At 69.3% G+C, this 6,609-nt stretch carries 5 protein-coding genes; all 5 read right to left on the minus strand.

Annotated features, from left to right (window positions below; translation table 11 throughout):
- Positions 1 to 173: 173 nt before the first annotated feature.
- Entirely contained in the window at positions 174 to 2,984 is a 2,811-nt protein-coding gene (gene secA, locus L0H79_RS07480) for a preprotein translocase subunit SecA (protein ID WP_301483966.1), read from the minus strand.
- Positions 2,985 to 3,159: 175 nt separating this feature from the next.
- A complete protein-coding gene (locus L0H79_RS07485) occupies positions 3,160 to 4,398 on the minus strand; it encodes a winged helix-turn-helix domain-containing protein (RefSeq protein ID WP_301483967.1) in 1,239 nt (412 codons plus the stop codon).
- A gap of 27 nt (positions 4,399 to 4,425) precedes the next feature.
- On the minus strand, positions 4,426 to 5,115 hold the full coding sequence (locus tag L0H79_RS07490; protein ID WP_301483968.1) for a response regulator transcription factor: 690 nt from the start codon (positions 5,113 to 5,115) through the stop codon (positions 4,426 to 4,428).
- A gap of 70 nt (positions 5,116 to 5,185) precedes the next feature.
- The gene (gene raiA, locus L0H79_RS07495; RefSeq protein ID WP_301483969.1) at positions 5,186 to 5,839 is read right to left on the minus strand and encodes a ribosome-associated translation inhibitor RaiA; all 654 of its coding nucleotides are present in this window, start codon (positions 5,837 to 5,839) and stop codon (positions 5,186 to 5,188) included.
- Positions 5,840 to 5,988: 149 nt separating this feature from the next.
- Positions 5,989 to 6,609, minus strand: a 621-nt coding sequence (locus L0H79_RS07500; protein ID WP_301483970.1) for a ComF family protein, incomplete at its 5' end; no start/stop codon positions are given.

Below are 6,609 nucleotides of genomic sequence, written 5' to 3' on the forward strand. Positions count from 1 at the left end.
ATCGACCGAGCGCCAGCGAGGGAGGACCGGAGCCCCGAGGAGTCCGGACAGAAGGCACAGCGAGGGAGGACCGGAGCCCCGAGGAGAACAAGCCATCGGAAGGCGTGAGGACACGAGCCGGGTCCCACGCTCCGCGTGGGCGGAACGAGCGTGGCCCGGAGCGCCGACTCGGCTCAGCGGCGCTTGCGCTTCACCTTCTTGCCGCGACGGTTGGCGGGCCGCTCGACGGGACGCTGCCCGCCACCACCGGACCGCACGACCGAGCCGTCCTCACCAGGCGCCGAGTAGCTCAACACCCGGTCCGTGTCGACGCCCGTGCGCAGGTCGAGCCCCGAGACACTGACCCCCGCCGGCACCGGTTCCCCGTCGACCTCGGGGGACGTCTCGGCGTCGGCGTCGACCGTGGACGCCGCCTCGGCAAGGCCGGCGACCATCTCGGACACCGACTGCGGTGCGACGGCGCCGACCGGCGGGGTGGTCGGGGCCACCTGGACCTCGACGCTGAACAGGTTCGAGACGGACTCCTCCTTGATGGAGTCCATCATGGCCTCGAAGAGCTGGAAGCCCTCGCGCTGGTACTCGATCAGCGGGTCGCGCTGTGCCATCGCGCGCAGGCCGATCCCGTCCTGCAGGTAGTCCATCTCGTACAGGTGCTCGCGCCACTTGCGATCGAGCACCGACAGCACGACCCGCCGCTCGACCTCGCGCATCGTGTCAGGGGTGAGCTGCTCCTCGCGTCGGTCATAGGCCTCGTGCGCGTCGGTGAGCAGCTGTTCGTGGAGCAGCTCGTTGGTGACGAGCTGGCGGCCGCCGGCCATGTCCTCGATCTGCTCGATCGTGATCGACACCGGGAAGATCTGACGCAGGGCGTCCCACAGGTGTTCCAGGTTCCAGTCGGCGGCAAAGCCCTCGTCTGTCGCCGCGTCGATGTAGCCACCCACCGCGTCGTTGACGAACATCCGCATCTGCTCTTGGAGGTCCACCCCCTCCAGGACCGACCGCCGCTCCTCGTAGATCACCTGGCGTTGCCGGTTCATGACGTCGTCGTACTTGAGGACGTTCTTGCGGATCTCGTAGTTCTGGGCCTCGACGGCGCCCTGGGCCTTCTGGATCGAGTTCGTGACCATCTTGCTCTCGATCGGCACGTCGTCCTCCATGCCGGCCGTCTGCATGAAGCGGTCGACCATGCCCGAGTTGAACAGGCGCATGAGGTCGTCGTTGAGGGAGAGGTAGAACCGCGACTCGCCGGGGTCGCCCTGACGGCCCGAGCGACCACGCAACTGGTTGTCGATGCGCCGCGACTCGTGACGCTCGGTGCCGAGCACGTAGAGACCACCGAGCTCGGTGACCTCCTCGTGCTCGGTCTTGACGGCGTGCTCGGCCTTGGCGAGCGCGTCGTCCCAGGCGTTCTCGTACTCGTCGGGCGTCTCCTGGGGGTCCAGGCCCTTCTGCTTGAGCTCGGCCACGGCACGGAACTCGGAGTTGCCCCCGAGCATGATGTCGGTGCCTCGACCGGCCATGTTGGTGGCGACGGTGACCGCGCCCCGTCGGCCGGCCTCGGCCACGATCGCGGCCTCACGCTCGTGCTGCTTGGCGTTGAGCACCTCGTGCTTGATGCCACGCTTCTTCAGCTGCTGCGAGAGGTACTCGCTCTTCTCCACCGACACGGTGCCGACGAGCACCGGCTGCCCGGCATCGTGGCGGTCGGCGATGTCGTCGACCACGGCCACGTACTTGGCCGCCTCGGTGCGGTAGATGAGGTCGCGCTGGTCCTGGCGGATCATCGGCATGTTCGTGGGGATCGGGATGACGCCGAGCTTGTAGATGGAGTTCAGCTCGGCCGCCTCAGTCTGGGCGGTGCCCGTCATGCCCGAGAGCTTGTCGTACATGCGGAAGTAGTTCTGCAAGGTGATGGTGGCGAGCGTCTGGTTCTCGTTCTTGATCTCGACGCCCTCCTTCGCCTCGATGGCCTGGTGCATGCCCTCGTTGTAGCGCCGACCCGCGAGCATGCGGCCGGTGTGCTCGTCGACGATGAGGATCTCGCCGTTCAGCACGACGTAGTCCTTGTCCTTCTTGAACAGCTCCTTGGCCTTGATGCTGTTGTTGAGGTAGCCGATGAGAGGGGTGTTGACCATGTCGTAGAGGTTGTCGATGCCGAGCAGGTCCTCGACCCGGGCGATCCCCGACTCGAGCACGCCGACGGTCTTCTTCTTCTCGTCGACCTCGTAGTCGCCCTCGCCGTCCTCGCCCCGGGTCAGACGGGCCGCGATGCGAGCGAACTCGACGTACCACTTGGTCGCGAGGTCGGCCGGCCCGGAGATGATGAGCGGGGTGCGGGCCTCGTCGATGAGGATCGAGTCGACCTCGTCGACGATGCAGAAGTGGTGACCTCGCTGCACGAGCTCGGAGGGTTCCCAGGCCATGTTGTCGCGCAGGTAGTCGAAGCCGAACTCGTTGTTCGTGCCGTAGGTGATGTCCTTGGCGTACTCGACCCGGCGCTGGTCAGGCGTCATCGAAGCGAGGATGCACCCGGTCTCCACGCCGAGGGCCCGATGGACACGGCCCATCAGCTCGGACTGGTACTCGGCGAGGTAGTCGTTGACGGTGATGACGTGCACGCCCTTGCCAGTAAGGGCGTTGAGATAGCAGGGCAGGGTCGCGACGAGGGTCTTGCCCTCACCGGTCTTCATCTCGGCGACGTTGCCCTGGTGCAGCGCGGCACCACCCATGATCTGCACGTCGAAGTGCCGCTTGCCGATCGTTCGCTTGCTCGCCTCGCGCACCGCAGCGAACGCCTCGGGCAGCAGGGCGTCGAGCGTCTCGCCCTCCTCGAGCCGCGTCCGGAAGTTCGGTGTCTCCTCCCGCAGCTCCTCGTCGGTGAGCTTCTCGAAGTCGGCCTCGAGGGCGTTCACCTGCTTCGCGATGCCGTACAGCTTCTTCAAGGCCCGGCCCTCACCGGCGCGCAGCAGCTTCTCGATCACCATGGCCTTGTTCTCTCCCGACTGACTCGTGTGCCGCCCGCGGCGCGCGACAGCCCCCGTGTCTGCAGGGGACCCGCCTAGGCTAACCGCCGATCTGTCCCCTCGACCAACGGATGAGCCCCCAGGCTGTGTTCCGGTGCCCGCCGATCGCGCGCTGCCCGCACATCAGGTATGCCGCTCACTGACCTCCCAGCGCATCTGCCGCGCCCGACGGGGCGGGCCCGCCCATCCGGACCGACCCGAGGCCGAGCCAGGTCGCCATCGAGCCGAGCTGGCGCTGCAGCGCCTCGGCCGCCCCGGCCGGGGCCCCTGGCTCCCACGTGACGGAGTGGCACCGGAGCACCCCCGCCGGCCGGTCGGCCTTGAGGTCGCACCGCGCGACGAGGCGCTCGCCGTAGAGGAAGGGCAGGACGTAGTACCCGTGGACCCGCCGGTGGCGCGGGGTGTAGATCTCGATCCGGTAGTGGAAGTCCCACAGGACGTCGACCCGGTGGCGCTGCCAGACGAGCGAGTCGAAGGGGCTCAGCAGCGCCTCGACGTGCACCCGGCGCGGCACTCGCGCCGCCGTGTGGAGCCACGCCTGCCGCCAGCCGGGCACGGACACCGGGACGATCTCCCCGTCGGCCACGAGCCGCTCGATGGCCGGCCGCACCTGCTCACGGGTCAGGCGGAAGTAGTCGGCCAGGCAACGCTCCGAGCCGACGCCGTGCGCACGGGCTGCGACCCGGACCAGCTCGAGGAAACGGTCCGGGTCGGCACCGGGACCGGCCCGGTTGAGCCATGCGCCGCGCAGGGTCGGGGGCGCGGTCACGTCGAGAGCGGCATACCGGCGCTCGAACTGGGCGGTCCGGCCGGCGGAGCTGATGCGCCCCGCCCAGAAGAGGAACTCGAGCGCCTGCTTCACCTCGGACCAGTTCCACCCCCAGCTGTCGGTGCGCTGTGGCTGGTCGTGCTCGAGGGCCGCCTCGACCTCGCGAGCCGTCAGCGGGCCCCGTCGGCGCACCTCGTCCTCGACGAGGTCGACGAACTCGGGGCGCTCGGCGAGGATACGGCGCATCGAGCCCCACGCCTTCTCGGCGGCCACCCGCATCCGCGGGTCGAGCAGCGGCCAGGTCTGCGGCGGGATGAGGCTTGCCTCGTGCGCCCAGTACTCGACCAGGCGCCGCGGTGCCCGGTCGCGGGCGCGGTCGAGCAGGGCGGTGTCATACGGCCCGAGCCGGGAGAAGAAGGGCAGGTAGTGGCTGCGGACGAGCACGTTGACACTGTCGATCTGCACCACGCCGAGCCGGTCGACGACTCGCTGCAGGTGGCGCATCGTCGCCCCGAACGGCTCAGGGCGAGGGTCGAGGAACCCCTGCGCCGCGATGGCGATCCGGCGGGCCTGCTCGCGGCTGATCCGTCGCGTGCCAGAGGTCATGGCTGTAGTCGCGCCTCGTCCCGGCGCTCATTCGTCGGGGTCGATGAGCCGCTGACGCACGGCATACATCGCCGCCTCCATGCGGGAGTGCATCTGCAGCTTGTCGAGGATGTTGCGGATGTGGTTGCGGACCGTGTTCTCCGAGATGAACAGCTCCCGTGCGATCTCACGGTTGAGCCGGCCCCGGGCGACGCGCCCGAGAATGTCGAGCTCACGTTTCGTCAGGCGGGGCACCTCGAGACCCGGCGTCGGCGCGGGGACGACGTCGGGCTCGCTGAGGCTCGCGAACTCGGTCAGCAGCTTGGCCGCCATCATGGGCGAGATGAGCGCCTGGCCGTGGTGCACCCCCCGGATCCCGTCGGCGACCTCCTCGGGAGGCACGTCCTTGAGCAGGTAGCCGTTCGCTCCCGCCCGGACCGCGTCGAACAGGTGTGCTTCGTCGTCTGAGCTGGTGAGCATGAGGATCCGCGCCGAGGGAACTCGGTCCCGGATGGCGCGACACGCCTCGATGCCACCCCGCCTCGGCATACCTACGTCCATGAGGACGACGTCCGGCAGGGTCTCCTCGGCCATCTCCACGGCCTCGACCCCGTCGGCCGCCTCACCGACGACCTCGATGCCGTCCTCGGTACCGAGGATGGTCTGTAGGCCCCGACGGTAGAGGGCGTGGTCGTCGACGATGAGAACGCGGATGCACTCAGAACTCGTGGCCTGCACAGGGGTCATCATCGCAAATGCCGCGCTGCATGATCCCGAGGCCCGCGTGCTCCCCCGATCACGGTCACGGTCAGCCGACTGCGGCGGTCGGGCCGGGGACGCCCGCCGTCTCGGCGGTGTCGAGGTGGATCACGCCGTAGCTCCACCCCCGCCGCCGGTAGACCACGCTCGGCTGGTCGGTGTCGAGGTCGTGGTAGAGGAAGAAGTCGTGTCCGACGAGCTCCATCTGGTTGACGGCATCCTCGAGGGTCATCGGCGCCGCCGAGTGGACCTTCTCGCGGACCTCGATCGGCGAGTTGCCCACCGCCCCGAAGCGGTCGAGGTCGTCGGTCCCGCCGTCCTGCGCGGATGGTGACTCGCCACCCTCCGCGTCCACGGGCGCCACGCGTGCGGTCGCCTGGCCCACCGACTCGGGAAGCCGGCGTCCGCGACTCACCCGTCGCTTGTCGTTGCTGCGACGGAGCCGCTCGAGCAGTTTGTCGACAGCGGCGTCGAGGGCCACGAACTTGTCGTCCCGGCAGGCTTCGGCTCGGATCACAGGACCCTTCGCCCGGCACGTGATCTCCACTCGCTGTGAGGCCCGGCTCACCCGTTCGTTCGTGACAACCACGTCGATCCGGTGCACCTTTGGGACGAGGGTCGGCACCTTGGCCAGACGCTCCTCGAGCTGCTCACGGAAACGGTCGGGGATCTGGACGTGACGTCCAGTGACCACGATCTCCACGGTTCCTCCTTGATCGCGCGTTCGGTGTTGTAGCGTCCAGGCCCGGGTGAGGCCCCAAAGGCTGCCGCGGCACCACCCCTTTCGCTCGACCACAGCGTGGGCGCCCCTGACGGCGCCCACGGGAACTGGGGGCTGCTGATACTCCGACCCTAACCGTCGATCCGATCCGGCGGAAGGGACCACGACACCGGGTGACCCGTGATGCCGACCGGAGGCGCGGCCGGCGCAGGCATCCGTCGCGACCCGCCCCGGCGCCGCCGGGCAGCCGCGATCGTCACGCCCAACACGTCTGCGGCGCCTGCCTCACCCAGGGCCCTGGCACACTCGGCGAGCGTTGCTCCGGTCGTCATCAGGTCGTCCACCACAACGCAGTCGCGACCGGCGACCAGCGGGCGGCACCGACGGCGCACCGTGAAGGCGCCGCTGACGTTGGCGAGCCGGGCGGAGGTTCCGAGCCCGGCCTGGTCGCGCACGTGCCGGCCCTCGTCGAGGGCGGGAGCGAGCAGGACAGCGCGCGCTGCAAGTCCGGCGACGGACCGTGTGACGAGTGCGTTCAGGGGGATGTCCCCCCGCACACGTCGGGAACGCGCGGACGAGGGAGCCGGCACGACGAGCGGCGCCATACCGGAGTCCCCGATCCCACGGAGCGCGACGGTGAGTGCTTCGGCGAGGGCGGGGGCCAGCACGGCGACGAGGTCGCGACGCCCCTCGTCCTTCCAGGCAGTGACGGCGGCGCGGAGGGGGTCGCCGTACCCTCCCCACGCGTAGAC

Origin of the sequence: Intrasporangium sp. (assembly GCF_030452765.1) — a bacterium.
In the GTDB taxonomy this organism is placed as follows: Bacteria; Actinomycetota; Actinomycetes; order Actinomycetales; family Dermatophilaceae; genus Intrasporangium_A.